Genomic DNA, 25,743 nt, shown 5'->3' with positions numbered 1-25,743 from the left:
TTGCATAGTCTGAGTTATGGTGTCATAGGCTCGGAAGCGCCTGATACAGATTGATCTACAGTCGCAGCATCTGCAGGTGCATTGGCAATTTCAGCTGGAACATCTGTATTTTTTTCATCCAGAACCGGTTTATCAATTGCATCAATTGCGGCCTGCTGTTCCGGACTAATGAACTCTTCATTTACAGCTGTTGTATTTTCTACGTCCTCGGCTGGTGTATTTTCCTGCTGGGTACAGGCAGTAAACATAAAAGATGCTGCCAGCAATGCAGCTAAAGTGAGGTGCTGTTTCATCAAAAGATCTCATCTCCATACTCTTTTGTCTGCATCTTATGACAGCTTTATTGCACTTTAATGAATCAGTGATGAACAGATCTGGAATAAATAAGCGATAAAAATAAAAAAGCTGGCATCAAGCCAGCTTTTTACATTAGGACATGCGATTAAGCACGTTCTAACAATACCGCAACTGCAGGAAGTGTTTTGCCTTCAACGAATTCAAGGAATGCACCGCCACCAGTCGAGATGTAGCCAATTTTGTCAGCAACTTCGTATTTGTCGATTGCAGCTAAAGTATCGCCACCACCAGCAATCGAGAAGCCTTCAGATTCAGCAATTGCTAAAGACAGTGCTTTAGTACCTTCACCGAACTGATCTACTTCGAATACGCCGACTGGACCATTCCAAAGGATGGTTTTAGACGTTTTCAGGATTTCAGCAAATGCTTTTGCAGTTTCTGGACCCACGTCAAGGATCATGTCATTGTCTGCAACATCTTCAACTTTCTTCACAGTCGCTTTCGCTGCAGCTAATGAACCCAGGAAGTCATCAAAGTTGATTTCAGATGCATCAGCAACAACTACATCAGTTGGAAGCGGAACTGAAACTTTTGCTGCAATCGCTTTCGCTGTATCGATCAGGTCATTTTCACACAGTGATTTACCTACATTGTAACCAGCAGCTGCAAGGAACGTATTTGCGATACCACCACCAACGATCAATTGATCACAGATATCAGACAATGAAGTCAAAACATCAAGCTTGGTAGAAACCTTAGAACCCGCAACGATCGCAACCATTGGTTTTTCAGGCGTTTTCAATGCACGACCCAATGCATCCAGTTCAGCTGCCAATAAAGGACCTGCTGCTGCTACTTTAGCTAAACGAGCGACACCTTCAGTTGATGCTTCTGCACGGTGTGCAGTACCAAATGCATCCATCACAAATACGTCGCAAAGTGCTGCATATTTTGCTGCAAGTTCAGGATTATTCTTCTTTTCACCTACGTTGAAGCGGCAGTTTTCCAGTAAAACCACTTGACCCGGCTGAACTTCAACACCGTCCAGATAGTCTGTGAAAAGTTTTACTTCCTGACCCAATGCTTCAGTCAGATAAGCTGCTACAGGCGCAAGAGACTGTTCAGCCTTCGGCTCACCTTCAACTGGACGACCAAGGTGTGAATACACCATGACAGCCGCGCCCTTTTCTACTGCAGCTTTAATTGTTGGTAATGCAGCACGTAGACGCGCATCGCTAGTGATTACACCATTTTTAACCGGTACATTTAAATCTTCACGGATCAGAACACGTTTACCCGTCAGGTCAAGGTCAGTCATACGCTGAAAGTTCATTGTAGAGCTCTCTTTATAGATATTAAAAACGAGGCGATTTTAAATGATTATGCAGAAAAAGGTTAGCATCTTTTGCAGAAAACATTATGAATGCCAAAGTTTTGTTATGATAGAAAAAAGCTTCTTCCAGATTCAGTACCTATGTCGATACATCCTGATCCTAATCTTAACCGTCTTAATGTTCTGGGCGAGCCTTTGGCAAGCTGTTGTTTTGATCCCATTACTGGGTATTTCCGTAATGGCTTTTGCCATACCGCACCTACCGATCTGGGACAGCACACTGTCTGTGCACAGATGACCTCTGAATTTCTGAATTTTTCCCAGAAAGTGGGCAATGACCTGATTACACCATTACCAGAACTGGGATTTCCTGGACTGCAACCTGGTGATTTCTGGTGTATCTGCGTTACACGCTGGGTAGAAGCTTATGAAGCTGGACAAGCGCCACCGATCAAGCTGCAAGCCTGTCACAAAGCTGTCCTTGCTTACGTTCCTCTCCATATTTTAGAAGAATACGCTGTCTAATGAATACCGCAAAAATCATCTTGGCTTCTTCAAGCCAGACCCGTAAAGAACTGATGAACCGTCTACGTCTTGATTACGTATCGGTCGTCCCGGACATAGATGAATCACCCCAAGGTGAAAATCATGCGGATGAATTAGCCAAACGCCTGGCTTTTGAAAAAGCTCGTCATATCGCTGAGCTACATCCTGATGCGATTGTAATTGGTTCTGATCAGGTAGCCTGGCGTGAAGGCGCACCAGATATCTTTATGGGTAAGCCTTTAACAATAGAAAAGGCCATTCGCCAGCTGCAGGCCAATTCGGACAAGATTGTGTATTTCAGTACAGCGCTCAGCGTTCAGCAGAAATCTACCGGTTTTGAACGTACGCTGGTAGAACATTACAAAGTCAAATTCCGCAAACTGTCTCAAGCGGAAATTGAGCGTTATGTAGAGATCGAACAGCCGCTGCATTGTGCCGGTAGTTTTAAATGTGAAAGCCTTGGGATTAGTCTGTTTGAAACCATGATCGGTCAGGATCAAACTACCCTGATGGGTATGCCAATGATTCAGCTATGTAATATTCTTCGTGAGCTAAAGATTTTAGTTCCTTAATCTCCTTTATTTTAGGCTTTATTTATGTCCCTACCTCTAGACGTTTTAGGCGGTATTACCGCTGAACAATTCCTTGCCGAATACTGGCAAAAAAAACCGCTGCTGGTACGTAATGCCATGCCTGAAATCGCAGGCCTGCTAGAGCCTGATGATGTGATGGAGCTAGCACTTGAAGAAAATGTCACTGCACGTCTGATCAAGCAGAAAGATCGTGATCCAAATCAGTGGTCGGTCAAGACATCTCCTTTATTAAAAGCTGACTTCCAGAAGATGCCTAAGCTTTGGACTTTACTGGTTCAGGCTGTGGATCACTATTCTTTCGACCTGTCTGAACTCTGGAAAAAGTTTGCCTTTATCCCTCAATGGCGTCGTGATGACATCATGGTGTCTTATGCACCTCAAGGCGGTTCAGTCGGTCAACATTTCGACTTTTATGATGTTTTTCTGGTTCAAGGCTATGGTCATCGCCGCTGGCAACTGGGGCAAATGTGTGATGCCGAGACCGAACTTGTACCGGGGCAGCCATTAAAATTATTGCCAGAAATGGATGTGCATTTTGATGAAGTTCTTGCACCCGGTGATTTGCTGTATATTCCACCCGGTCTGTCTCATTACGGCGTAGCAGAAGATGACTGTCTGACTTTCTCTTTTGGTTTCCGTATGCCAAATGTCAGTGACATGATGGACCGTGTAGGCGATAAATTTTCGGAAAATGAAGTCTTACGCAATCCATTGACTGACATCATTCGCGATCATATCAGTGCTGCGGGTGAAGTCACAGGCAATGAACTTGAATATCTGAAAGGCAAAATCATGGAGGAGTTGCATAACTCCAATGTGCTTGAAGATGCCATCATGAGCCTGATGTCAGAACCAAAATATGAAGAGAATATTCCGGAAGCTGAAGAAATTGGTACAGGTGATCTGGAAGAAGCACTTGATCAGGGCTATAGCCTGATGCTTGAACCCGCTTCACGCTTACTCTATACAGAAGAAGATGGTGAAACCTTATTCTGGGCCAATGGTGAGGGAATCTGTATTTCTGAAGCATTTACTTCAAAACTGAAGCAGATTGCTGATGGTGCGCGTGTCTTATTGGATGAAGATTTCGCTGATGAAGATATGCTGGAGGATGTTGCTGAGCTATTGAATGATTCTGTACTGATGCTAGTGCCACCGGCTGAAGAAGAGTAAGTTTTTATATCTTGGTCATTTAAATCTATAAAAAAAAGAGGATCATATGATCCTCCTTTTTTATGTATGTATAATTTTGAGATGATTAAGGCTGATAGAGTTCCATCACCACGTGTACGCAAGTATCGCCTTTCGCAGACTGAATATCCAGCATTCCACCCATGCGTTCAATACGCATTTTCATACTGCGCATACCAATGCTCATGCCATTTTTCTGCACCATCTCCGGATTAAAACCGATACCATTGTCCTGAATTTTTAAAGTCAGTTGATGTGGTTGTGTATATTCCATACTCACACTCACTTTTGTGGCCTGACTATGCTTGATAATATTGGTCAAGCTTTCTTCTACCACACGGATCAGGGTCAGACATTGTAAAGCCGTAGGTTCACGCTGCCAGACTTTAGGAAATGACCATTCTACGGCGATATCCATTTCTTCCAGCAATTGAGTAAATCGGTAACGTACTGGCGCAATCCAGATCACTGGCGTTTCAGGCACTTTATTGTCAATAGAAGAACCGCTATCGATGATTTGACGCAGGTCATCCCTAAGCAGCTTCAGCATAGATAAAAACTGTCGATTGGAAATGTTTTCGGTACTTTGATCCACCAGAATCATGGAACGCACAATCGAGCCACCTAGTCCATCATGCAGTTCATGTGACAGATTAATCCGTTCCTGCAAACGCACATTATCCAGTTCCAGCTTATGCTGATCACTCAGGCTTTTATTTAGATCTGCACTGACTTGCCGTACTTTGGATTCCAGCTGCGTATTAAATTTTTCGATTTTTTTAATATTACGATTCAGTCGTGTCCCCATAATTAGCACGACAAACAGGATAATAATCGGTGATGTATAAGGTGATAAAGGTGAGAATTCACTAACCGCCGTTTGACCCAGAATGATCAGATCTATAATGACACACAGCAAAATTCCCCACAGACAAAGCATCAGAAACAGATATTCGCCATTTCGAGTTTTAATTGCCCAGTAGCTAACATAGATGACACAACTAATATAAAGCAGCACATAGCAGACAAAAGCAACACTTAGCACTGCTTCTAAATGATCTAAAGAACTGACTATGATGAATAGACTGAATAAAGCAGTCACCCCGATAAGTCCCCGCTCCAAACGCTGAAATTTCTGCTTCAAGAACCGAATTAGATACAGACAAAAACAGTGCATATAGAGGATAAAGAAAATCAGATTGGCTTTACCGGCCCATATACTGGAGGGAAAAGGAAAATTCTCTGTGGTTAATACATTGGAGATAAACAGAATCCACAATAATGAACTCAACGCCAGCCAGCCAAAAGTGGTTTCTGAATGTCGGAATAGCCAGATAATCAGGCTAATGACTCCAATCGTACCGGATAGAATCATATTGATCTGAAAGAGCGTACGGCGATCCCATATCTTTTTTGAATAATGCTGGTCGTTGGCCATGACATTATGAAATTCAATTCTGCCAAGCCCTGCACCCTGGAAACTATAGCCTCGTACATAAATCAGCAGTTCATTGTCTGTCTGCTTCAAGCCCGCAATGGGCAAAATCCAGTAACGTGGTACATTCCAGCTTTTAGACAAAGGCTCTTGCAGGTTTTGATCCGACCACAGCAGATCATCATTCAGGAAAACAGCTCCAGCAGAGTTCAGATAATCAATACCAAAAACAATGGGTTCAGCGAGACGTATATTGTCCTGACAAGACCAACCCCAGCGAATTTTATACCAGGCACCCCCATTATATTTCGGCCAGTTATTTTTCCAGTTATCCGGTAATGTTACAGGTTGCCAGCCCGCATCCGGAATTTCGAGATGACTTGGGACTTGAACTTTTTGTTGCTGTTCAATGTTCACCTGACAAAGCTCGTTAATCTGAAAATTATTCTGTGCCAAGCTGATGCAAGAGAATAGGCTCAGCCAGCTCCCTATCATTAATAGAGCGAAGAGCCTTAGTCTTTGCCCAAACATCTTGCTAACAGACAGCATTCGCACTAAAGAATACCTAAATGCCGGGCGGTGCTGACTGCTTTGGTCCGCTTGCTAACAGAGAGTTTGCGGTAAATATGCTTGATATGACTTTCAACGGTATAACGTGACACGCAGAGTTCATCAGCAATTTCACGATTGCTGAGCCCCTGTGCCACCAATGAAAGAATTTCTTTTTCCCGTTGAGTCAAGCTTTCCTGTTCAGGATCAAGTACGATCTGCTCCAAAGAGGAAGATGGCTCTGAACTGGAAATCTGCTTGAGAATTTCCCGTGCAATAAAAGGATCAATGGGTGCACCGCCACGCAAAATACTACGAATTGCCAGACTTACTTCTGTATCATCGCGTTCCTTGAGTACATAACCGGTTGCTCCCGCCTTAATTGCTTTTAACAAGCTATCCTGAGTGCTCCAGGCAGATACCACTAGTATTAAGGTTTGTGAACCGAGCTCATGTATTTTTTCAATAATGGAAATGCCATTTCCATCTGGCAGTCCAAGATCAATCAGTGCTAAACAGAACGGTTCTTGTTGCAGAAGATATTCGGCTTCCCTGACATTATTGGCGAACAGCAATACCTCATCACTATATCCCAGATCCTTCAAAATATTTTTTAAACGGCACTGAATGACATATTCGTCTTCAACAATTAATACAGGTACCGGTAGTACGGCGTCTTGTGCTGTCATAAGCACACCCCTTATCGTTATTCTTATTACCCCATTGAAATTAAAATATAAACAAAAAAAGAAGAAAAATCATGAGTTTTTTTAACTTTATTGTGAGTAGCTCTAAGTATGAATAATTTTGAAAGCAGAGTTCTTGTTCTTGGAAAATTTAAATTTATAAACCATAAAAATGCCATCTATTTTCAGATGGCAATTTTTTATCTTCCAAATATTAGGAGCAGTTTATTTTTTGCTTTTCTTCTCAGGACCATATTGCTGCTTCAAATACTCCACAATATCTTTGGACTCAAACATTTTTGTATTGGTATTTGGGTCAACCAGATAAGGAACCTGAATATTATCTCCCATTACTTTTAAGACCTGTTCACGCTTACCACCCGGTAAAGGTTCATATTTCCCCGGTTTTAAACGCAGTTTTGCCAGACCTTGATCCTGCCAACGTTCTTTTGCCACATTATGATAGATGTAAGGGATTTCCAGTTCAGACAATACGCCACGGACAATACGGGTATATGGACTGGCTTCAAAGCCCCACAGCTCAAGAAGCTGTTCAGGCGCAGGGCTATTCTTCGACAACGGTTTAGCCATGCCACCACGTAGACCATTCACCATCGTACCTGCAATGGCAGCAACCGGCACTTTTGGATAATTTGAATATTTGGCTGGAGTCTTACCTGTCTTGCCATAATGCTTAAACAGGTGATGAATAATATCCTGAGATTCGTATAGCTTATCTCCGGTATTTTCATCTACTAAAAATGGAAACTGAAGTTTGCCACCTTGCTGTTTCACTTCGGGACGAAAGCGTTTACCGCCTCGTGGGCACGGATACACTTCATAATCGAGATTCAGTAAAGTCATGACCTCACGGACACGACGACAGAATGGCGATCCTTCATATTCATAAAGCTTGAGAGGCTTTTCAGGCTGATTCGGAAATGGTGTTCCAGTGGTACCACGTCCACCTTCCAGAAATGCGGATGCCAATGCCTGTGCTACTTTAATCTGATGGCCTAACATATCGTCTGTCCTCTTTATTATTTTCAAACCGTGAAAGCAGCAATCTAAACTGCCTGACTTCCACGGTATAGCTTGTTTTTGTATATTTTCAATAACCGGAATTAGTCCACCAGTTGCTCTTTGGACAGGACAATGCCGTTGTTATCAGCATAGACATACTCGCCTGATTTAAAGGTCACGCCACCAAAATAAAGCGGCACATCTACCTCACCAATCCCCTTACGGTTGCTCTTTTGAGGAATAGAAGCTAAAGCATGTACACCAAGATCAAGCTCAGCAATCGCATCGACATCACGGACACAGCCGTAGATAATTACACCATTCCAGTGGTTTTTCACCGCAGACTCAGCAATCAGGTCACCCATCAATGCACAACGCATCGAAGCACCACCATCTACAACCAGAACCTTGCCGGTACCATCTGTCGCCAATAACTCTTTTACTCGAGAGTTATCTTCAAAACATTTTACGGTCACAATCTGGCCGCCAAAGCTTTTACGTGCACCATAGCTTCTAAAGAATTTGCCATCCAGGCATGGGGTGACCACCTGCAAGTTTTTATCCGGATTGTCATCAAGCAGGTCACAAGTTACAAATGGTACGCTGGACACGATTTTTTACCCTCATTTCATTTTTTGTATGGCTAAATTATCATAAATTTCAAATTTCACAGTCTGATTCAGCGCTGCATATACCATAGTATGAGCCACCTGCTCTGCTGTCACTGGCTTGTATTTAAAAGAATCGGGGATAAAATGCGAAAACTTGTCAAACAGGTTCTGTGCCGCGTCTTCCAGTAAACGCTGATGATCCCGCTCACCAATCAACAAAGATGGTCGGAACAAGCTGATACGCTCCAGAGACAAGGTCTGGATATAATCCTCTAATTCACCCTTTACCCGGTTATAGAACAGTCTGGATTTTGAATTGGCACCCATCGCACTAATCAACAGATAATGAGCATCCGTTTGCTGCACCAGTTCGGCAAAATGGGCGTTGATGGTGTAATCGGTATTATAAAAAGCTTCTTTGGAGCCGGCTTTCTTTAGCGTGGTACCCAGACAGCTAAAGGCATGAGTATGGCCACTGACATCCTGATCATTGAGCATTAAGAAATCCTCAACGACCACCTGCTTGACCTTGTGCCACTGTTCAAATTCTGGTTGATGTTTACGCACGATGACGCTAATACGCTTACAACTAGGTTCATTTACCAGCTGTTGTACCAAAGTCTTTCCGACCAAGCCTGTAGCGCCAATCACGATAGGATATGTAATGGTTTTAGTCATTTTTTGTACGATCTCCCTGCTTAGATACTAATCTAACGTTTTCTTTAGAATTTTTCTGCAACTAAAATGTTGTCAAAGCATGTCAAGACTTGACTTAAGCCCATAGTTTCCTCAAAATATGGCACTTGTTTACGGGCTGGTGATAGTTCTTCTGATGTGGTTTTCAGTTGAGTTTCAGCCCGCCCAGACCAATCTATTTCAAGGAGTGCACGAGTGGCAAACTCTGCTCAAGCAAAAAAACGTGCTCGTCAAAACGTTAAAGCACGCAAACACAACGCAAGCTTGCGTTCTATGGTTCGTACATATCTTAAACGTACAGTAGCTGCTATTGCTGCTGGCGACTATGCTGTTGCTACTGAAGCTTACAAAAAAGCTGTTCCAGTAATCGACCGTATGGCTGACAAAGGTATCATCCATAAAAATAAAGCAGCTCGTCATAAGAGCCGTTTGAACGCGCAAGTTAAAGCATTAGCTTCTAACTAATCGCAAATCAAAAGAAGCCCTTTTAGGGCTTTTTTTGTGCCTGAAATTTAATACCAATTCAACAATAAAGAATGATGAATACCAGAATTTTTTCCAATCCTAGTTATAGAAATCTTTTACTTAAATAAAAATAGAATACATTATTCATCCTTATCCATAGAATGAGGTGTTGTGGTCTGGTCTTGCTGTACATTGTCTGTATCACGCTGACAGGCAGTTAATCCCAGCATAACGACCAGACTTAAAATTGTGATTATTTTCATGATGACTCCTATGCTTCCAAAATTGGTTTAAATATCAGCATAGTGATATTTCATCGTTACTCTATTTCACTTTCATACGATAAATGTAAAAAAGCTCAACCTAAATGATTGAGCCTTTGAATTATTTATTTACCTTTAATTCGGCATTCTGAAATTGGGAAATATCCAGCTCATGCACTTTGCCACGCCAGATCCATTTTAGTTTAGATTCCTCAAATACATCGCCTTCAAACCAGACAAACAGACCTTCCATCATTTTCGGCCAGTCTTCACGACTGACTTCCTGATGCCCAGACATCACTGCAATCATAGCTGCCAGAATGGTGTCATGACTGACCGCCAGACTGAGTCCATACAGCGTTTTCGGATGAGTGTTGTAAATTAATTCCAGTACATCCACTACGCCATTAATGGGATGTTTCATTCCGGGCAAGGCATTATTGACGAAGCTATTGATAAAGCCCAATGCCCCCTGTTTTTTGAAATATGGCCCTGCTTTTTGAATATCCAGTACAAAGCTGCCTGGCTCAACTAGCAAACCCTGTTCAACGATTTCAATCTTATGGGTATGCGGTGCTTTATCCGTTGCATCTGCCCCCTCGATCATCAATGCTGCGGTATCTACACAGCGCTGAATCGGACTCGATATACAATGCTGGATATGCCGATCTGTCTGATTGACCAGATAAGCGCCCCATTCCTGCGCCAGATCACGTCCTTGCGGCGTCAACTGCAAATCATAACCTGCCAGTCCCTGACCAGCGACATCTTCACGCAGAGAATGCCGCGTAAACAGAGTCACAGGTGTCTTGGTATCAGGCAATAAATCTATTGCACTGAGCATACTTGGTGGAAGCAGTTTTAATGCCACAATCTTGCCAACTGATCTATCAACGGAATCTTCCTCACTATACCATGAACGGCTATGAGCTCAATCATTGTCTTGCATGTCTGCCAGTGCCCGTAAAGCCAGTGCTTTCATTGCTTCATTCTTATAGGCGATAAACCCGCCATTCAGTAAGGTCTTGCGCTGATTGTAGATGAATGGCCGACCTTCCAGATCAACCAACCCTCCACCAATCCGCTCGAGCATGCATTGACCGGCACTGGTATCCCATTCAGAGGTTGGATGGAAACGCGGATAGATGTCTACTCGGTCTTCAAGGATCATGCAGAATTTATAGGCACTTCCTGCCTTGAACTCGGTGTACGCGCTAAGTTTAGCCAGACTTTGCAGATACTCGATATATTTTGGCTTCTGCTGACTGCTCTGACTCAGACCGACAAAGACATCCTGATGATCGGTAGCTGACTCATAGCCAAACCATGCCTGATTCTGAATATCGTATTTAATCGGCAAGCCTTCTTCAGGACAGAAATAAATTAGCTGCTGTGCAGGAACCGCCAAAATGGCAAAAGTAGTCAGACTGCCTCTGACCAGACTGAGATTAATCGTGAATTCTGGGCGCTGATGCAAAAACTCTTTGGTGCCATCCAGAGGATCTAGTAACCAGAAATCTGTCCAGGCATGACGCTGATCCTGCTGCCCCTCTTCTGACAATAAAGGCAATTCTGAGATTTCCGCTAAAGCTTGGGTTAAATAACTATTCACCCGATAGTCTGCCTGGGTCACAGGAGAATCATCACTTTTCTTGACAATATCAAACGCAGCACCTGAACAATAACGCTGATATTCTTCTCGCAAAATTTCACAGGCCTGTGTCAAAATGGGCACAAACTGCAAAATCATCGGATCTTGTGGTGCTATTGTCGCTTTAAACATAGAAAACCTTATATGTCGAATTGCTCAGAAAAACCGCCTGTCATTTTTGATATGGACGGAACTTTACTTGATCTTGCCTACGATGATTTCATCTGGAACGAGTTATTACCGGTCCGTTATGCCGAAACACATGGCTGTAGTCTGGAACAGAGCCGAGAAACGCTTTATGCATTCTATCAGCAACATAATCATACCCTAAACTGGTACTCTTCTCGCTTCTGGACGGCTAAAGTCGAAGTCGACGTTCTGGCCATGCAAATTGAGCATAAAGATAAGGTTAGCTTACGCCCTTATTGCCTCGAATTACTCGATTATCTTAAAAATAATGGCTATCCCATCTGGCTTGCCACCAATGCCGACTGTGCAGGACTCGCCTTCAAACTGGATCATCTGAATCTCAAAGATTATTTTGATGTGATTGTCAGCTCGGAAAGCATTGGACATGCCAAGGAATTTGTAGAATTCTGGCAAGGTCTGAATGCTTTGCACCCCTTTGATCCTGAGCAGGTCTATTTTATTGATGATACCGAAAAAGTCCTGAATGGTGCCAAGGCTTATGGCATCCAGAACCTGTTCTGTATCCAGCAACCATCTTCCAGTAAAGTTGCACGCCAGACTTGTAATTACCCGATGCTGCACCAATTAACAGATTTAATCACTCATTTAAATCAGTCTGAGGTAAACAAGCAATATGCGTAAATCGTCTTTACCCGAAGATGCGGTAGGCATGCGTATAGATAAATGGCTGTGGGCGGCACGTTTTTTTAAAACCCGTTCAATTGCCAAGAATGCTATTGAGGGCGGTAAAGTCCACCATAATGGTGAGCGTGTAAAAGTATCTCGCGAAGTCCGTGTGGGTATGGAGTTGACGATTCAGCAAGGTATCGACAAAAAAACCGTAGTTGTAAAAGAACTTTCTGATGTTCGTGGTCCTGCACCTGTGGCACAGAAACTGTATGAAGAAACTGAAGTCAGTATCGCTCGCCGGGAATTGATTGCATCACAAAGAAAGTTGCATAATCTAGCGCGTCCCGATCATCGGCCAAGCAAAAAAGAACGTCGAGACATCAGTCGATTCAAGAATGAAAATAGTCAGAACTTTGATCAACATTGGTCATATAATGATGATTAAATTCAAGCGTCAGCATGTGTCGTAACACTGCTGGATTTTATAGAACACAAGGGAAATTTCTGTCACTATATTCCTGTGGAACGAAGCTCTAATGTAAGACATCCACTTGAGTACTAAGTTTGTGACATCGTATTGAGGTTGTAAGATGGATGAGAATAAAAACAAGGCGCTCAATGCTGCCTTAAGCCAGATTGAAAAACAGTTTGGTAAAAACACAGTGATGCGTCTTGGTGACAATACCGTGCAAGCAGTTGAAGCTGTATCTACAGGCTCTTTAACGCTTGATATTGCACTCGGTATTGGTGGTTTACCGAAAGGCCGTATTATCGAGATTTATGGTCCTGAATCTTCAGGTAAAACCACAATGACATTGCAAGCGATTGCTGAATGTCAAAAAGCTGGCGGTACATGTGCATTCATCGATGCCGAGCACGCGCTTGATCCTCAATATGCCCGTAAACTCGGTGTAGATATTGATAACCTGCTGGTTTCTCAACCAGATAACGGTGAACAGGCACTTGAAATCGCTGACATGCTGGTACGTTCTGGCGCAATTGACCTGATTGTAGTCGACTCTGTTGCTGCATTGACGCCTCGCGCCGAGATTGAAGGCGAAATGGGTGACTCACATATGGGTCTGCAAGCACGTTTGATGAGCCAGGCACTGCGTAAAATTACCGGTAATGCCAAGCGTTCAAACTGTATGGTGATTTTCATTAACCAGATCCGTATGAAGATTGGTGTAATGTTCGGTAGCCCGGAAACAACTACTGGTGGTAATGCACTAAAATTCTATGCTTCTGTACGTCTGGATATCCGCCGTATCGGTCAGGTGAAAGAAGGCGACGAGATTGTAGGTTCTGAAACCAAAGTCAAAGTTGTGAAAAATAAAATGGCGCCTCCATTCAGAGAAGCTCTGTTCCAGATTCTGTATGGTAAAGGTGTTAACCATCTTGGTGAACTGATTGACCTTGCAGTACAGCAAGAAATTGTTCAGAAAGCGGGTGCATGGTATTCATATCAAGGCGACAAGATTGGCCAAGGTAAGAACAATACCATCCGTTATCTGGAAGAACACAAAGAGCTGGCGGATACTATTGAAAAACTGATCCGTGAGCAACTGCTTACTACAGGCAAAGTAGTCGAAGATAAAGATGAAGAAGAACCAGCAGACTTTCTGGATGCATAATCCTTGAACGTCATAACAGAGCGCCCTACGGGGCGTTTTTGTTATTATGGAATAGATATTTTTATCGAGATCAATATGTCAGACGCAAAATTCAGCAAACTTTTGGACTATGACGCGATTAAACAGCAGTTTGGTGATGCTGAAGATTCAGTCACTCCTGCACCTGTTGAGCCACAGACTTTGCCAGAATTTGATCCGGAAGACAGCTTATTTGGTAACTCCGATAAAGAGCAGAAGAAACCCGGTCTAACCGGCACCCGTTTGCGTTCTTATGCCTTTGCTGTACTAACTCGCAAAGAATACTCCAAAGCTGAACTCATTGAGAAACTGGCGCTTTATGCAGAAGATCGAAATGAAGTGGTCACTTTGGTTGAAGAGCTATCTAGAGAAAACTATCAAAGTGATCAACGTGTCGCTGAAATCATGTTATCGAGCCAAAAGCGTAAAGGCAAAGGTCCCAATCAGATTAAAATGAAGCTGAAAAGCAAAAAAATTGATACTGCCCTGATCAGTGAAGAACTAAAAGAAACGGACTGGGTACAACAGGCTTATGAACTGAAGCTTAGAAAATATGGTCCAGAAGTGACGAAAGACCCAAAACTTAAAGCCAAACAGATCCGTTTTCTAATGTATCGTGGTTTTGAAATGGATGCGATCATGAAAGCGATTAGCCGCAAAGCCGAAGATTAATTCTTTTGTATTTGTGAAAAATATGCTTAGGCTATTTTTTTATTTTCCTCTTTGCCATCCTGCTTAACTTAAATAGTTTCCCTTAATTTACAATTAATCCCGAACAACAAAAAGCTTTCAAAAGCTCAAATTAAGATAGTCTATTCAAAAGATTGAATTTCAATATTCCAAACAATATGGCATCCACGAAAGCAGCTGTGAATAGAAGATTGAAAGTAAAGATTAAAAGGAATAGAAAACAATAGAAATTAAGATTGAAAAATAAAGAGAGAATAGAGAAATTTTATAATTATAAATCTGGTGGCAACCCTACCAGCAAAGCTCCGGCACATCATAGATCTACTACCGTTGCTACCTTCCGGTCCTGGCGGGGTTCATAGAGTACAATTGCGAAGTAACCGGCAGGGCTACCATTACAGGAACAGAGTATAGAGATTTTTATTGAAGTTGCAAGGCCTGTATTTCAAATTTTCGGCATAAGCTATCCGTTTGATTATTTTAAAAACAATATACCCCAAGATGCTGATTTTTTAATATTCTTCACAATTAATTCATGAATATCGAAATTCACATGATCTTTGTAAAACCTTGTTGCAATTTCTAAAAATGCCGTTTTAAATGTGAAGCTATAAACGGGTTATCTCTTTTAGAATAAATGAGCTGCGGATACATAATCTCGCCAAGAATCATGGAACTTATATGATGTTTAAGAAACAGGTATTGTGTGCCCTCACTGCACTCTGTACAACCTCTCTTTTTGCTGCGATTCCTATCGAATCACGTGGACTCAGCCAAGGTGCTCAATCAAATAATATCAGCACTCAATCTGCCATTGCTACAGGCGCAGATGCACCTCAGACCAATACCAGCTGGCAGCTTATGCAAAAAAACCAGCAGCTTGAAAATGATCTACGCAGTTTACGTGGAAAAATCGAAGAACAAGAAAATGAGATCGAGAGATTAAAGAGCGAATTAACCAACCGCTATGCCGATCTAGATCAACGTCTGGAACTATTGCAGCAAAAAATTGAACCTGCTGAAGATACTCCCGCGGAGGATAACCAACAGGATATTTCTCCCAGTGTAAGCTCTAATGCTCCAGTAGCGACCAATCAGGCATCTACAACGCAACAGCCGAGTGAGCAGGAAAAAGCGGCTTATACCATTGCACTGGATACCTATAAAAATGGTGGTGCAGCTAAAGCCATTGCACCCATGCAGAATTTCATCAAGAATAATCCGAATAGCGTCTATATCAGCAATGCTCACTTCTGGTTAGCCGAATTTAACCTGTCGATTGACCCACCGAATTTTAATGAAGCAAAGAAGAATTATCTGATTGTGGTTGACCGCTATCCAAATTCTGCAAAAGCCTCTACTGCCCTTTATCAGCTTTATAATATTAGTAAGGATGTAGAAAAGAACACTACTCTTGCTTCGCAATATAAAGCGAAACTACTCAAGAACTATCCGAAAGCTGAAGAAGTTAAATTTTTGAAGTAAATAAAAAGTCCCATAAAAAAAGACACCACGAAGGTGTCTTTTTTTAATTCTACTTTCATTTCTTTAGCTTAGCGCACAATGCCACGCTTTGATTGTTCGAGTGAATCAATCAGACGTTGTGCTTCAGAAACTTCTGGAAGAATCTCGTTACGGATTTTCTCGATGGCTTCCTGAGTCGTTAAGCCAGATTTGTAAATCAGCTTAAAGGATTCACGTAAACCGTTAATCACGTCTTTTGACCAGCCTTTACGACGCATGCCTTCCACATTCATGGCAAATGCATGTGCCGGATTACCCGATACCATCACATAGGCAGGAACATCTTTCAGAATCAGTGAAGCGCCCCCAATCATGCTGTAAGAGTCAATTTTACAGAACTGGTGAATACCTGAGTTACCACCAATCACGACATAATCGCCTACGTGTACGTGACCCGCCACACCGACATTATTTGCGAAAATATTATGATCACCAACCATACAGTCATGTGCAATATGGGTATTTACCATTAACAGGTTATGACTGCCAATCTTGGTAATACCTTTGTCTTGCACCGTACCACGGTGCAGACTGCAGTGTTCACGAATCTTGTTATAATCACCAATTTCCAGCCAGGTTTCCTCGCCTGCATATTTCAGATCCTGGCAGACTTCACCGACACTGGCGAACTGAAAAATTTCATTATGTTCACCAATACGTGTGAAACCACCCACCACGACATGTGAATGCAGTTTGGTACCAGCACCAATCGTGACATTTGGCCCAATAATACAGTAAGGGCCAATCTGTACATCTGCAGCAATTACTGCAGATGCGTCAATGATGGCAGTTGGATGAATTAGGGGGTTATTGCTCATGCCTGCTCGACTTTCAGATGGGAAACCATAATTTCCGCGGTTGTTGCGACAATGCCATCTACTGTGGCAATACAATTATATTTATAAATGCCACGTTTTTGCATCACTAATTCAGATTTAAGTACTAATTGGTCGCCAGCAACCACTTGTTTTTTAAATCTAACCTTCTCAGCGCCAGCAAAAAGAAATAATGAACCTTCTTTTGGAGTTTCATTATTCATGACAAAACCAAGGATACCTGAGATCTGTGCTAATGCCTCTACAATCAATACGCCTGGCATGATTGGATAGTTCGGAAAATGGCCTTGCAGAAACTCTTCATTAATTGAGACGTTTTTATAACCAACAATGCCATTTTCGGTAATATCGACAACGCGATCAACCAGTAAGAATGGATAGCGATGGGGCAAATATTCACGAATCTTTTGAATATTCATTGGCAATTCAGGCTTCGTGAATGTAGGCAAATTCGACTCTGTCATCATAATTATTTACGCAACTTAAATGTTGATTCAATGGACTCAATTTGAGATTGCATATGATCCAATCGTTTCACTAACTGGGTCAATGGCACATCTGCTAATTGTCTTAAGCGAACCACTGTGCGTTTCCATTGCTGATTTGGCAACAATCCCATGCCTGAAGAATAAGTACCTTCTTCAGTAATGTTATTTGTCACCATTGACATTCCTGTCAAGGTCACATTATCGGTAATATGTAGGTGTCCTGCTACCCCACAAGCCCCCGCGAGAATACAGTTTTTGCCAATCGTGGTACTACCAGCAATCCCGCATTTAGCTGCGATCGCAGTGTTTTCACCAATCTTGACGTTATGGGCAATTTGCACAAGATTATCAATAATGACACCTTGCTCCAGAATTGTGTCATCCAGTGCACCTCGGTCAATACTACAGTTTGAACCGATCCGGACATCATCTGCAATACAGACTGAACCCAACTGGGCAATTCGATGCCATTTCCCTTGATAAGGTGCAAACCCAAAACCTTCACTACCAATTACGGTATTGGCATGGATCCGAACACGATTACCGATTTTTGTAGCACCTGTTAAAGTCACATGTGCATCAATAAAACAGTCCCGACCAATTTCAACCTGGTCGTCGATCTGAACGTGTGACTGGATAATCGTATTTTCACCCACCACACAATTCTCACCAATAACGGCATAGTGGCCAATATAGGCACTGTCAGCAATGATGGCAGATGGATGAATTTGTGCGGTACTTTCAATTCCCTGAATCGTATGTTTTTTCTCAAAAACGTGAGTCAGAATTGCAAAAGCCAGATAAGGATTGGCTACGACAATGAAGTTCTGCTGGGAAGTTAGCTGCTCTTTTAATTCAGCAGTCACAATTAAAGCGCCCGCCTTACTCTGAGCTGCCTGTTCCAGATATTTATCTGCATTGACAAATGCAAGGTCATGAGAGGTTGCATTTTCAAGACTTGCCAAACCTCTCAAACATAAATCTGCCTGACCTACATACTCACCTTGGACAAGACGAGCGAGGTCAGCTAACTGAAGTTTTTGATAATTCATCGATTATTTAATTGCATTAACCTTTTGAATCATTTTATCAGTTAAATCATACTTCGCGTCATAAGCAAGTACGGAATTTTTATTTAAAACCACATCTAGCTTGTTTTCTTGGCGTAATTGTTCAGCAGCACGCTTCAAATTTCCTTCAAAAGCTTTATTTACACTTTGCATACGCGTTTGCACGGTTGCCTGTACCTGTTGCTGCACCCCTGCCAGTTGAGTCGCTTTACCTTCAAATTCTTTGGCTATTTTTTCACGTTCTGCTGGTGTTTTTGCAGTCTGGCCTTTTTGCTTGATTGCAGCAAGGTCTTTTTGAAACTGTGCAATCTGTGCGGTTTGCGGCTTGATTTCATTTTCCAGAGTGGCATTTTGCTGCTTTAAATAGATACTGTTTTGTACTACTTTTTCCAGATCAACAATTCCGTAATCATCTGCATGTGACAATGAAGTTAATCCCGCTAAAGCAATACCCATTGCCATCATCATTTTTTTCATGTTTTTACCCATTCAAAAAATTTTGCTCACAAAACCTGATGGCTTCATGAGCAAAATTTATATTTAAGATCAAAGTGTTCTTAGAAAGTACGCCCAATTTCAAACTGAATATTTTGAGTTTCATCACCGTCTTTATCATTCAACGGGTATGCATAGCTTAGTGATAATGGACCAATCATGGTAATCCAGGTGAAACCAGCACCTACGCTATAACGCATATTGCCTGCATCGAAACCAAAGTTATCTTTACAGTATTGTTTTGCATTGATACCCAGATCATTAATATCACCCGTTAAATATAATTTTCCAGATGGTACATCACATTGGGTATCAAATACTTGAGCTCCTTCAGCAAAGAGTACCGGACGAACCTGACGTGCCCAATCCCCTTTAAATGGTACAGGAAGGACTAATTCAGTACCAAACTGGACTAAAGCGTTACCACCTACCTCTTCTGGATCAAAATCTTTTTTACGTGATTCATTATAAGTTACTCCAGGATATTTAGGTCCAAGTGTACTATTTTCATAACCACGTACTGAACCATAACCACCGGCATAGAAGTTCTTGTAGAAAGGCAGGTCATTACCATAACCTAAACGACCATAACCACGCAAAACAAAATCTTTGCCTAATGGGAAGAAAGCTTGTGCATCATAAGTGAGTTTTTGATATTCCACATCACTACCTGGCAAGGCAATTTCTGCATTGACACGATGTGACATACCTGTAGTCGGGAACATTGGACGGTTCAAGGTGTTATAAGACCAACCTAAATTTAAATTATAAGTTAAAAATTCCCCACCGAACTTATCATCGAATGATGTAAAACCAATATCTCCATTACCTTGATCTCGGCAAAGAAGATCAAAATAACCTTCAGGTGGGTTTGTAGGTCGTGGTAGTGACGGGTCTCTTTCTCTATCAATATCCCATTGAGATTTTATAATATTACTTGAACAATATTGCCCTTCACCTTTAGGTTTACCACCATTTGCCAGTAAATAGTCACGTACATATGTAGATACGTATGGCCCTGTGGTCACTTCAGTCTGATCTATATTCAGACCTAGGCTTACACTTTGGTTCTCATCAATTGGATAACCAAAATTAATACCACCACCAAAACTGTCTGTAACATAATTATTTACGTTGTAATTATCATCAAGCTTTGTTTTACGGTAGTAAAGATTATAACCGCGCCGTACACCATCAATCGTGAAGTACGGGTCCATTACACTCAAGTTATAATAATCTTGAGTTTCGGAACGTGACAGATCAATCGAAACGCTGTTCCCTGTACCCAGGAAGTTAGTCTGACTTAGACCAGCCTGGAACGTTACACCACCACTTTGAGAGAAACCAACAGCTAGAGTACTTGTACCTGAATGCTGCTCTTCAACTGCCACATTCAAATCAATCTGATCTGGTGATCCCGGAATACGAACAGGTTTGATATCAACTGTTTTGAAGAAACCAGTACGTTCTAAACGTACTTTAGACAGGTCAATCTTCTCATTGCTTGCCAGCGCACTTTCCATCTGGCGCATTTCACGACGTAATACCTCATCGGCAGTTTTAGAATTACCTGTGAAGTTGATCCGACGCACAGTGACTTGTTGACCTGGGTTAATATAATAGTTCAGGTCAACCTGTTTAGTTTCGTTATTGATTTGAGGTACAACATTTACTTCAGCATAGTAATAACCAGCATTACCATATTTACGTAGCAATAGCTGCTTGACCGCATTCACTCGTTCCTGAGAGTATGTGTCGCCTTCTTTATACAATTGCAAAGCTTGTAGCTCTTCAGGTTTATAAAGCGCATCACCCAGGAATTTGGTTTGTCCAAACTTAAACTGTTCGCCTTCATTGACTGAAACTTCAATAAAGACATTCTTTTTATCTTCACTCAAATTCAGACTTGAATTGGTAATATTGAAGTTGATGTAACCGCGGTTCAGATACATCGCACGTAAAGCTTCCAAACTCGCAGCCATTTTTTCACGTGCATAACGGTCATTACGCGAAATGACCGAGCTCCAGCCACTTTCTTTAACAGCGAATGCCTGTTTGATATCTGATTCTTTAAAGACAGTATTACCGATAATATTGATATCAAAAACTTTAGCGGCTTTACCTTCAACAAAATCAATCAGCACTTCAACGCGGTTATTTGGTCGCGGTGTCGTTGTTACCGTAATATCGGCATCATAACGACCTTGCTGCATATATTGCTGTTCCAGCTCGGTTTCGACTGTTTGCAGTGCAGATTTCTTCAGTACCTCACCTTCAGCCAGACCCATTTTTTTCAGGCCTTCTTCCAGCGCTTCCTTTGGAATCAGCTTATTGCCTTTCAGCTCAATTTTCGAAATTACCGGACGTTCTACGACCTGGAATACCAAGGTATTGCCCTGTTGAACGGCTTTGATGTCATCAAATAGTCCAGATGCATACAGGCTACGAATCGCATTGGCAATGATCGGATCATTCACCCGGTCACCACTGTTGATTGGCACCAAGCCGTACACATTTTCAGGAGTTAAACGTACCAATCCATCAAATTTTATATCTTGTACAATGAAGTCTTCTGCCGCATATACTTGTTGTGCTACTGCCATTGCACTAACGAGTGCCAAAGGCATAAATAAATGTGTGTGCTGCATGCCAGTCTTTTCCGCTGTTAATTATTCCATTTACGTTATTATAAACGCATAAAGTCATTAAATAATGCCAAAAGCATCATACTGCCGAGCAGTACCATACCAATTTTTAATCCAACCAATTGTATTTGTTCAGAAACAGGTTTACCACGAATTAATTCGATAAAATAATAAACCAGATGTCCGCCATCAAGCATTGGGATTGGCAATAAGTTTAATATCCCTAAACTTACACTCATTAGCGCCATAAAGGAAATAAAAGTTTCCCAACCCATTTCCGCGCTTTGTCCCGCCACTTTGGCAATGGTAATCGGGCCAGAAAGATTATCCAGACCAATCAGACCACGTACCATTTTGACGATCGAGTTCAGAATCATTGAAGACAGATGTGCTGTCTTGTCAAAGGCCATCACCATCGCCTCAACAGGCGTATAGTGAATCGTCTGTTTATATTCAGCAGGAATTGTCACCTTGCCCGGATCGCTTTGAACTCCGAGCATACCGGTTACATTCCCCATATTGTCACGTTTGCCTTGCGGCATGACCTGAAGATGCACGACCTGATTACCACGTAATACATCTATCTTAAGTAATTTTTCTGGTGATGCCTGTACCACTTGTACCACATCGAACCAGTCTTTCATCTGTACACCATCAATGGCCAGAATCTTGTCACCTTCTTTAAGCCCCTGACGAATGGCTGCACCATCTTCACTCAGTTTGCTCACCACAGCCGGAATTTCCGGACGATATGGCAAGAAACCTAATGTATCAAGAGGTGACTGACTTTGATCTTTAAGAAAGTCCTGAATTGGTAACTGGAATATCTTGTTTTCACCCGCACGGTCCGCCTGAATCGAGACCACACCAGTTTCACCCACACGATCCACCAAGGCATAACTCAGTTTTTCCCAAGTTTCGACTTGTGTACCATCTACAGCGACAATCTTGTCGCCCGGCTGCATCTGTACCGCGGCTGCAGGTGTGTTTGGTAAGACCTTACCTACACGAGTATTCAGCTGTTCCTGTGCAGGTAAAAAAAGTACCCAAAACAGGACAACAGCTAAAAGCAGGTTAATGAGAGGACCCGCAGCAACGATGGCAATACGTTTCCAGGGATGCTGACGGTTAAAGGCTTTAGGCAAGTCTTCTTCTGCCACACTGCCTTCACGCTCGTCCAGCATTTTGACATAACCACCCAAAGGCAAAGCTGAAAGCTGATATTGGATACCGGATTTTTTGGAAGTCCACTTTAGAAGGGTTGGTCCAAAACCAATGGAATAGACCAGTACTTTAACGCCCAGTTTACGTGCCACAATGTAGTGACCAAACTCGTGAATCGCAATTAAGGGACCGAGTAATAGGATTGCGGCTGCAATAATAAACAAGGCGTTCATGTCTTAACTTCCTTTATTCACAACATATTGCTGTGATAAACCTCGTGCTGTGTGATCTGCATGCAGGATAGTATCCAGATCGTGTGCTGGTTGATTGTCCATCTGGTTCAGGACAGTTTCAACCACCTGAGGAATTTGGGTAAATCTGATTTGCTGATTTAAAAATGCAGCAACTGCAATTTCATTGGCCGCATTCAAAATTGTAGGCGCAATTCCACCACTCTTCATGGCTTGACGCGCTAATTTCAGTGCCGGAAAACGAACCACATCCGGTTCCTGAAAATTCAGTTGTGAATGCTTAAACAAATCCAGAGCCGGGATATGGGTACTGATCCGTTGTGGCCATGCCAAAGCATGTGCAATTGGCGTGCCCATATCCGGGTTACCCATTTGTGCCAATGTCGACCCGTCCACATATTGCACCATGGAATGAATAATACTCTGTGGATGCACAACAACTGTAACAAATTGTTCTTGAACTGCAAACAAATGACACGCTTCGATAAGTTCCAGCCCTTTATTCATTAAAGTAGCTGAATCTACGGAAATCTTTTGCCCCATTGACCAGTTTGGATGTTTGCAGGCTTGGGCAGGTGTCACATCATGCAATTGTTCAAGAGAATAGTTCAGGAATGGACCGCCAGAAGCAGTCAGTAAAATCTGATGAACACCGAGCTTAGGTTGACCATTGCGTTCGGCATCAAAGTAGTTTTGAGGCAGGCACTGGAAAATAGCATTATGTTCAGAGTCGACTGGCAACAAGAGTGCACCATAATCTCGCGCGGCTTGCATCATGATGTCACCAGACATGACCAAGGCTTCTTTATTGGCCAATAGGACACGCTTACCCGCTTTGACTGCAGCCAATGTAGAAAGCAGACCTGCCGCCCCGACAATTGCTGCCATCACGATATCAACATCCGCATGCTCTGCGACTGAAATTAAGCCCGCTTCGTTCTGAAGAATTTCGATATCTGATAAGCCCTGCACTTGTAGCAACTGAGAAAGTTCATCGACTTTATTTGCAGGTACTACCGCCACTTTAGGACGATACTGCTGACAGATTTCTGCCAGCTCAGTAATACGACTTTGCGCTGTCACAGCGAAAACCGAGTAAGCTTCAGGATGTTGCTGCAAAATTTTTAAAGTACTTTGACCAATTGAACCTGTAGCACCCAGTATACAAACAGCTTGTGACATTTATAAATCTACGCCAATAAGTTTTAAAACATATATGCCTGTTGCAAAGATAGGAGCTGCAGCAAGCAAAGAATCAATACGATCTAGTACACCACCATGACCCGGCAAAATACGGCCCGAATCCTTGATTCCAGCACGACGCTTGATCATGGATTCAAACAAGTCACCTAGCACTGAACTAAACACGGTAATAACAGAAAGGATCAGGAACAGACATAGCTCTGGCCAGGTCATATCCAGATAAAGTGAAGCGACGACAACCACGATGAGCATGGAGGTAAGAATACCGCCGTATAGACCTTCTACCGACTTGTTTGGGCTGACATTTGGTGCGAGTTTTTTCTTGCCGAATTTGCGTCCAACAAAGTAAGCGCCACTGTCTGCACCCCATACCAGCAGAAACAGGTACATCAACCACCATGGGGAGTTTAGCCAAACCGAGAAGATTGCTGTAACAGCAGCAGAAACCAGTACAATCCCGATGCCGTGCAAGCTGACATTGTACCAGCCATCATAATCAGGATAGGTTTTAACCCAGTAGATACTCAGCAACCAGGTCAGGATAGATGCAGACCATAATAATAAAGCCACATCCCAATAGTATAAAGCCAGTGCAGATAAGGCTGCAGTCAACAGACCATAGCCCCACGCCACTGGCTTGATTACATTTTTACATTTTCGTGGCATGAGTTTAAACCACTCATAGCCTGCCACCCCGGCAGCCACAACCATCAATGCGAACATTGGATATTGTGATTTGGTCGCAAACATACAGCTCAGTACGACTGCAACCAGCACCAATGCGGTTATAATCCGCTCAAACATGTGTATTAATTCTCAAGTCTTTCTTGAAGAATCTGCTCTGATGTTTTACCGAAACGACGTTCGCGCCCGCCAAATACAGCAAGTGCGTCATCGAATTCCTCTACGGTAAATTCTGGCCATAAGGTCTCAGTAAAATACAGCTCTGCATATGCTGCCTGCCAGAGCAGGAAATTGGACAGGCGGAAATCTCCACCGGTACGAATCAGCAGATCAACAGGCGGCAAGTCACTCAAACTGACATATTGACCGAACACATCAGTATCAATTGCTTCAAGATCTAATTTATTTGTTAAAACATCCGCAGCAATCTGCTTTGCAGCTTGTGCCATGTCCCACATTCCACCATAGCTGATTGCAATAGTAAGCGTCATACTATCGAAATTAGCAGTCCTTTGTTCTGCTTGCAACATCAATGCTTGCAGTTCAGGAGATAAACGCGACCGATCACCAATAAAACGTAAAGCAATATTAAATTTTTGCATACGTGGCAACTGTTCATGAATCGTGTCTTCCAACAACTTCATGAGTAAGTCGACCTCATATTGGGGACGGTTCCAGTTTTCGCTGGAGAATGCAAAGACCGTTAAAGCCTGGATATTTCTTTTTCTACAATGTTCAACAATCGGGTCTAGAACCGTTTTTCCTTCACGGTGTCCATCGCCTTTCTGCATCTGATTTTTTTTGGCAAAACGATTGTTGCCATCCATGATGATGGCAACATGTTTTGGAAGACGGGAATTTTCTTCAGAAGCGGTCATTGATG

Annotated in this window: 28 protein-coding genes and 1 other RNA gene; 9 read left to right on the top strand and 20 right to left on the bottom strand. The window is 42.4% G+C overall.

Going from position 1 to position 25,743, the window contains the following annotated elements; translation table 11 throughout:
* Positions 1-14: 14 nt before the first annotated feature.
* Together O4M77_RS06595 and O4M77_RS06590 are read right to left on the bottom strand one after the other, a co-directional pair.
* Entirely contained in the window at positions 15-293 is a 279-nt protein-coding gene (locus O4M77_RS06595) for a hypothetical protein (RefSeq protein ID WP_166136611.1), read from the bottom strand.
* A gap of 149 nt (positions 294-442) precedes the next feature.
* Complete coding sequence (locus tag O4M77_RS06590; protein WP_034702596.1) at positions 443-1,630, bottom strand: phosphoglycerate kinase; 1,188 nt, start codon at positions 1,628-1,630, stop codon at positions 443-445.
* A gap of 141 nt (positions 1,631-1,771) precedes the next feature.
* Here O4M77_RS06590 and O4M77_RS06585 point away from each other — a divergent pair, with 141 nt between their 5' ends.
* From O4M77_RS06585 to O4M77_RS06575, 3 genes are read left to right on the top strand one after another with little or no spacing between them, the layout of a single operon-like run.
* Positions 1,772-2,155, top strand: a complete 384-nt coding sequence (locus tag O4M77_RS06585) for a DUF2237 family protein (RefSeq protein ID WP_034170328.1) — start codon at positions 1,772-1,774, stop codon at positions 2,153-2,155.
* Positions 2,155-2,748, top strand: coding sequence for a Maf family protein (locus tag O4M77_RS06580; protein ID WP_034702599.1), 594 nt, complete (start codon positions 2,155-2,157; stop codon positions 2,746-2,748). The genes O4M77_RS06585 and O4M77_RS06580 overlap by 1 nt, the downstream gene beginning before the upstream one ends.
* A 24-nt stretch (positions 2,749-2,772) precedes the next feature.
* On the top strand, positions 2,773-3,942 hold the full coding sequence (locus O4M77_RS06575; RefSeq protein WP_323714035.1) for a cupin domain-containing protein: 1,170 nt from the start codon (positions 2,773-2,775) through the stop codon (positions 3,940-3,942).
* Positions 3,943-4,027: 85 nt separating this feature from the next.
* On the opposite strand, the gene O4M77_RS06570 is transcribed toward O4M77_RS06575, so the two are convergent.
* The 5 genes from O4M77_RS06570 to O4M77_RS06550 form a co-directional block, all read right to left on the bottom strand.
* Positions 4,028-5,890 (bottom strand): ATP-binding protein, encoded by a 1,863-nt coding sequence (locus O4M77_RS06570; RefSeq protein WP_180053928.1) that lies wholly within the window; start codon positions 5,888-5,890, stop codon positions 4,028-4,030.
* Positions 5,891-5,949: 59 nt separating this feature from the next.
* Positions 5,950-6,633 (bottom strand): LuxR C-terminal-related transcriptional regulator, encoded by a 684-nt coding sequence (locus O4M77_RS06565; RefSeq protein WP_034702603.1) that lies wholly within the window; start codon positions 6,631-6,633, stop codon positions 5,950-5,952.
* A 222-nt stretch (positions 6,634-6,855) separates the two neighbouring features.
* The gene (locus O4M77_RS06560) at positions 6,856-7,653 is read right to left on the bottom strand and encodes a glutathione S-transferase N-terminal domain-containing protein (protein ID WP_034702605.1); all 798 of its coding nucleotides are present in this window, start codon (positions 7,651-7,653) and stop codon (positions 6,856-6,858) included.
* A gap of 101 nt (positions 7,654-7,754) precedes the next feature.
* Complete coding sequence (rraA, locus tag O4M77_RS06555) at positions 7,755-8,264, bottom strand: ribonuclease E activity regulator RraA (protein WP_125278329.1); 510 nt, start codon at positions 8,262-8,264, stop codon at positions 7,755-7,757.
* A 12-nt stretch (positions 8,265-8,276) separates the two neighbouring features.
* Positions 8,277-8,942 (bottom strand): NAD-dependent epimerase/dehydratase family protein, encoded by a 666-nt coding sequence (locus O4M77_RS06550; RefSeq protein WP_034702612.1) that lies wholly within the window; start codon positions 8,940-8,942, stop codon positions 8,277-8,279.
* A gap of 213 nt (positions 8,943-9,155) precedes the next feature.
* Here O4M77_RS06550 and rpsT point away from each other — a divergent pair, with 213 nt between their 5' ends.
* Positions 9,156-9,425, top strand: a complete 270-nt coding sequence (rpsT, locus tag O4M77_RS06545; protein ID WP_004786139.1) for a 30S ribosomal protein S20 — start codon at positions 9,156-9,158, stop codon at positions 9,423-9,425.
* A 140-nt stretch (positions 9,426-9,565) separates the two neighbouring features.
* On the opposite strand, the gene O4M77_RS06540 is transcribed toward rpsT, so the two are convergent.
* The 3 genes from O4M77_RS06540 to O4M77_RS06530 all read right to left on the bottom strand — a co-directional run bounded on the left by O4M77_RS06540 (position 9,566) and on the right by O4M77_RS06530 (position 11,471).
* Positions 9,566-9,688, bottom strand: a complete 123-nt coding sequence (locus O4M77_RS06540; protein WP_323714034.1) for a hypothetical protein — start codon at positions 9,686-9,688, stop codon at positions 9,566-9,568.
* Positions 9,689-9,809: 121 nt separating this feature from the next.
* Positions 9,810-10,559, bottom strand: coding sequence for a histidine phosphatase family protein (locus O4M77_RS06535; protein WP_179992317.1), 750 nt, complete (start codon positions 10,557-10,559; stop codon positions 9,810-9,812).
* 60 nt (positions 10,560-10,619) lie between these two features.
* Positions 10,620-11,471 carry a 3'(2'),5'-bisphosphate nucleotidase CysQ family protein gene (locus tag O4M77_RS06530; RefSeq protein WP_180053926.1) on the bottom strand — a complete coding sequence of 284 codons (852 nt, stop codon included), beginning with the start codon at positions 11,469-11,471 and terminating at the stop codon, positions 10,620-10,622.
* 12 nt (positions 11,472-11,483) lie between these two features.
* Here O4M77_RS06530 and O4M77_RS06525 point away from each other — a divergent pair, with 12 nt between their 5' ends.
* The 4 genes from O4M77_RS06525 (at position 11,484) to O4M77_RS06510 (ending at position 14,482) form a co-directional block, all read left to right on the top strand.
* Entirely contained in the window at positions 11,484-12,170 is a 687-nt protein-coding gene (locus O4M77_RS06525) for an HAD-IA family hydrolase (RefSeq protein ID WP_179992315.1), read from the top strand.
* Positions 12,163-12,603, top strand: coding sequence for an RNA-binding S4 domain-containing protein (locus O4M77_RS06520; protein WP_180104303.1), 441 nt, complete (start codon positions 12,163-12,165; stop codon positions 12,601-12,603). Before O4M77_RS06525 ends, O4M77_RS06520 begins: the two co-directional genes overlap by 8 nt.
* Positions 12,604-12,748: 145 nt before the next feature.
* Positions 12,749-13,792, top strand: coding sequence for a recombinase RecA (gene recA, locus O4M77_RS06515; RefSeq protein ID WP_004786150.1), 1,044 nt, complete (start codon positions 12,749-12,751; stop codon positions 13,790-13,792).
* 75 nt (positions 13,793-13,867) lie between these two features.
* Positions 13,868-14,482, top strand: coding sequence for a regulatory protein RecX (locus tag O4M77_RS06510; protein WP_180053924.1), 615 nt, complete (start codon positions 13,868-13,870; stop codon positions 14,480-14,482).
* 307 nt (positions 14,483-14,789) lie between these two features.
* On the opposite strand, the gene ffs is transcribed toward O4M77_RS06510, so the two are convergent.
* Positions 14,790-14,886, bottom strand: an RNA gene (gene ffs / locus O4M77_RS06505) — signal recognition particle sRNA small type.
* A gap of 295 nt (positions 14,887-15,181) precedes the next feature.
* On the opposite strand from ffs, the gene O4M77_RS06500 reads away from it, so the two are divergent.
* Positions 15,182-15,985 (top strand): YbgF trimerization domain-containing protein, encoded by an 804-nt coding sequence (locus O4M77_RS06500; protein ID WP_323714033.1) that lies wholly within the window; start codon positions 15,182-15,184, stop codon positions 15,983-15,985.
* Between the two features lie 68 nt (positions 15,986-16,053).
* Here the strand turns inward: O4M77_RS06500 and lpxA are convergent, their stop codons facing one another.
* The 9 genes from lpxA to uppS form a co-directional block, all read right to left on the bottom strand.
* Positions 16,054-16,842 (bottom strand): acyl-ACP--UDP-N-acetylglucosamine O-acyltransferase, encoded by a 789-nt coding sequence (gene lpxA, locus O4M77_RS06495; RefSeq protein WP_004786156.1) that lies wholly within the window; start codon positions 16,840-16,842, stop codon positions 16,054-16,056.
* A complete protein-coding gene (fabZ, locus tag O4M77_RS06490; protein WP_171064833.1) occupies positions 16,839-17,324 on the bottom strand; it encodes a 3-hydroxyacyl-ACP dehydratase FabZ in 486 nt (161 codons plus the stop codon). Before fabZ ends, lpxA begins: the two co-directional genes overlap by 4 nt.
* A gap of 5 nt (positions 17,325-17,329) precedes the next feature.
* A complete protein-coding gene (lpxD, locus tag O4M77_RS06485; RefSeq protein WP_200230558.1) occupies positions 17,330-18,400 on the bottom strand; it encodes a UDP-3-O-(3-hydroxymyristoyl)glucosamine N-acyltransferase in 1,071 nt (356 codons plus the stop codon).
* A gap of 3 nt (positions 18,401-18,403) precedes the next feature.
* Complete coding sequence (locus tag O4M77_RS06480; RefSeq protein ID WP_200230556.1) at positions 18,404-18,895, bottom strand: OmpH family outer membrane protein; 492 nt, start codon at positions 18,893-18,895, stop codon at positions 18,404-18,406.
* Between the two features lie 80 nt (positions 18,896-18,975).
* The gene (bamA, locus tag O4M77_RS06475; protein ID WP_416359252.1) at positions 18,976-21,516 is read right to left on the bottom strand and encodes an outer membrane protein assembly factor BamA; all 2,541 of its coding nucleotides are present in this window, start codon (positions 21,514-21,516) and stop codon (positions 18,976-18,978) included.
* A gap of 83 nt (positions 21,517-21,599) precedes the next feature.
* Positions 21,600-22,955, bottom strand: coding sequence for an RIP metalloprotease RseP (rseP, locus tag O4M77_RS06470; protein ID WP_004786165.1), 1,356 nt, complete (start codon positions 22,953-22,955; stop codon positions 21,600-21,602).
* Between the two features lie 3 nt (positions 22,956-22,958).
* Positions 22,959-24,155, bottom strand: a complete 1,197-nt coding sequence (gene ispC / locus O4M77_RS06465; RefSeq protein ID WP_180130365.1) for a 1-deoxy-D-xylulose-5-phosphate reductoisomerase — start codon at positions 24,153-24,155, stop codon at positions 22,959-22,961.
* Positions 24,156-24,980, bottom strand: coding sequence for a phosphatidate cytidylyltransferase (locus tag O4M77_RS06460; RefSeq protein WP_034702638.1), 825 nt, complete (start codon positions 24,978-24,980; stop codon positions 24,156-24,158). It abuts the gene before it with no gap.
* Positions 24,981-24,985: 5 nt separating this feature from the next.
* Positions 24,986-25,738 (bottom strand): polyprenyl diphosphate synthase, encoded by a 753-nt coding sequence (gene uppS, locus O4M77_RS06455; protein ID WP_179992307.1) that lies wholly within the window; start codon positions 25,736-25,738, stop codon positions 24,986-24,988.
* Positions 25,739-25,743: the final 5 nt, after the last annotated feature.

Origin of the sequence: Acinetobacter sp. YWS30-1, assembly GCF_033558715.1 — a bacterium.
GTDB lineage: Bacteria > Pseudomonadota > Gammaproteobacteria > Pseudomonadales > Moraxellaceae > Acinetobacter.
Note: the sequence above shows the minus strand (reverse complement) of the source record. Positions and strands in the feature narration are given on the sequence as shown.

Excerpts from the sequence above, each read along its gene's own strand:
- O4M77_RS06560 (WP_034702605.1), bottom strand. The coding sequence starts at position 7,653 with ATGTTAGGCCATCAGATTAAAGTAGCACAGGCATTGGCATCCGCATTT.
- O4M77_RS06580 (WP_034702599.1), top strand. The coding sequence starts at position 2,155 with ATGAATACCGCAAAAATCATCTTGGCTTCTTCAAGCCAGACCCGTAAA.
- O4M77_RS06585 (WP_034170328.1), top strand. The coding sequence starts at position 1,772 with ATGTCGATACATCCTGATCCTAATCTTAACCGTCTTAATGTTCTGGGC.
- O4M77_RS06590 (WP_034702596.1), bottom strand. The coding sequence starts at position 1,630 with ATGAACTTTCAGCGTATGACTGACCTTGACCTGACGGGTAAACGTGTT.
- lpxD (WP_200230558.1), bottom strand. The coding sequence starts at position 18,400 with ATGAATTATCAAAAACTTCAGTTAGCTGACCTCGCTCGTCTTGTCCAA.
- rseP (WP_004786165.1), bottom strand. The coding sequence starts at position 22,955 with ATGAACGCCTTGTTTATTATTGCAGCCGCAATCCTATTACTCGGTCCC.
- O4M77_RS06510 (WP_180053924.1), top strand. The coding sequence starts at position 13,868 with ATGTCAGACGCAAAATTCAGCAAACTTTTGGACTATGACGCGATTAAA.
- O4M77_RS06565 (WP_034702603.1), bottom strand. The coding sequence starts at position 6,633 with ATGACAGCACAAGACGCCGTACTACCGGTACCTGTATTAATTGTTGAA.
- O4M77_RS06595 (WP_166136611.1), bottom strand. The coding sequence starts at position 293 with ATGAAACAGCACCTCACTTTAGCTGCATTGCTGGCAGCATCTTTTATG.
- O4M77_RS06500 (WP_323714033.1), top strand. The coding sequence starts at position 15,182 with ATGATGTTTAAGAAACAGGTATTGTGTGCCCTCACTGCACTCTGTACA.
- O4M77_RS06530 (WP_180053926.1), bottom strand. The coding sequence starts at position 11,471 with ATGTTTAAAGCGACAATAGCACCACAAGATCCGATGATTTTGCAGTTT.
- recA (WP_004786150.1), top strand. The coding sequence starts at position 12,749 with ATGGATGAGAATAAAAACAAGGCGCTCAATGCTGCCTTAAGCCAGATT.
- bamA (WP_416359252.1), bottom strand. The coding sequence starts at position 21,516 with ATGGCAGTAGCACAACAAGTATATGCGGCAGAAGACTTCATTGTACAA.
- uppS (WP_179992307.1), bottom strand. The coding sequence starts at position 25,738 with ATGACCGCTTCTGAAGAAAATTCCCGTCTTCCAAAACATGTTGCCATC.
- O4M77_RS06525 (WP_179992315.1), top strand. The coding sequence starts at position 11,484 with ATGTCGAATTGCTCAGAAAAACCGCCTGTCATTTTTGATATGGACGGA.
- O4M77_RS06460 (WP_034702638.1), bottom strand. The coding sequence starts at position 24,980 with ATGTTTGAGCGGATTATAACCGCATTGGTGCTGGTTGCAGTCGTACTG.
- O4M77_RS06550 (WP_034702612.1), bottom strand. The coding sequence starts at position 8,942 with ATGACTAAAACCATTACATATCCTATCGTGATTGGCGCTACAGGCTTG.
- O4M77_RS06520 (WP_180104303.1), top strand. The coding sequence starts at position 12,163 with ATGCGTAAATCGTCTTTACCCGAAGATGCGGTAGGCATGCGTATAGAT.
- fabZ (WP_171064833.1), bottom strand. The coding sequence starts at position 17,324 with ATGACAGAGTCGAATTTGCCTACATTCACGAAGCCTGAATTGCCAATG.
- O4M77_RS06480 (WP_200230556.1), bottom strand. The coding sequence starts at position 18,895 with ATGAAAAAAATGATGATGGCAATGGGTATTGCTTTAGCGGGATTAACT.
- O4M77_RS06570 (WP_180053928.1), bottom strand. The coding sequence starts at position 5,890 with ATGATAGGGAGCTGGCTGAGCCTATTCTCTTGCATCAGCTTGGCACAG.
- ispC (WP_180130365.1), bottom strand. The coding sequence starts at position 24,155 with ATGTCACAAGCTGTTTGTATACTGGGTGCTACAGGTTCAATTGGTCAA.
- O4M77_RS06575 (WP_323714035.1), top strand. The coding sequence starts at position 2,773 with ATGTCCCTACCTCTAGACGTTTTAGGCGGTATTACCGCTGAACAATTC.
- O4M77_RS06540 (WP_323714034.1), bottom strand. The coding sequence starts at position 9,688 with ATGAAAATAATCACAATTTTAAGTCTGGTCGTTATGCTGGGATTAACT.
- lpxA (WP_004786156.1), bottom strand. The coding sequence starts at position 16,842 with ATGAGCAATAACCCCCTAATTCATCCAACTGCCATCATTGACGCATCT.